General features: G+C 53.6%; 1 protein-coding gene and 1 pseudogene. Both read right to left on the minus strand.

What is annotated here, in order from left to right; translation table 11 throughout:
- Positions 1 to 163 (minus strand): annotated as a pseudogene (locus AC1DVH_RS32110) (30S ribosomal protein S7); the annotation flags it as partial.
- A gap of 108 nt (positions 164 to 271) precedes the next feature.
- The gene (gene rpsL / locus AC1DVH_RS32115; protein WP_003186084.1) at positions 272 to 643 is read right to left on the minus strand and encodes a 30S ribosomal protein S12; all 372 of its coding nucleotides are present in this window, start codon (positions 641 to 643) and stop codon (positions 272 to 274) included.
- Positions 644 to 796 lie beyond the last annotated feature (153 nt).

The following is a 796-nucleotide window of genomic DNA, read 5'->3' on the forward strand; positions in this document are numbered from 1 at the left end:
CCTTACGAGCCTTCACGGTATCCAGGGCACCATAAACGATACGCTCGGCAACGGCTTTCTTGCCGCTTTCCATTACGTGGTTCATGAATTTGGCGAGGATTTGGCTTCCGTATTTCGGATCGTCCAGAATCTCACGCTTGGCTGCTACGCGACGTCTTGGCATTGATAAGCCCTCAAACGGTCTTCAGGTTAGCCCGGGACAGCTCCTATGGATGCGTGCCCGACCTTACTCTTATCGACTCAATAAAATTAAAAACTGCAAAACGGCCGATTACTTCGGACGCTTGGTACCGTACTTCGAACGACCCTGGTTACGACCTTTAACACCGGAAGTATCCAACGAACCGCGAACGGTGTGGTAACGAACACCTGGCAAGTCTTTTACACGACCGCCGCGGATCAGTACCACGCTGTGCTCTTGCAGGTTGTGGCCTTCACCGCCGATGTACGAGGAAACCTCGAAACCGTTGGTCAGACGCACACGGCATACTTTACGCAGTGCCGAGTTAGGTTTTTTCGGCGTGGTGGTGTACACACGGGTGCACACGCCACGGCGTTGCGGGCAGTTCTGCAGCGCAGGCACGTCGGATTTCTCGACGATACGCTTACGCGGCTGACGTACCAGCTGGTTGATAGTTGCCATCTACTAGCTCCACTGTTGTCTTGCGACGCTATTGTCTTGCAAGAAAAGCAAAATGGCAGGAACGAGTTCCCGCCAAATTTAGGGGTACAAGAGTCTAAAGAGGATCTTGTCCCCAGTCAAGGCAAGGCCCCGCCCTCCCCGCTCATCCAATCT

Source organism: Pseudomonas sp. P4_C3 (genome assembly GCF_056402075.1).

What these genes read in the sequence shown, in the direction of transcription:
- rpsL (WP_003186084.1), bottom strand. Translation starts at nt 643, where the DNA reads ATGGCAACTATCAACCAGCTGGTACGTCAGCCGCGTAAGCGTATCGTC.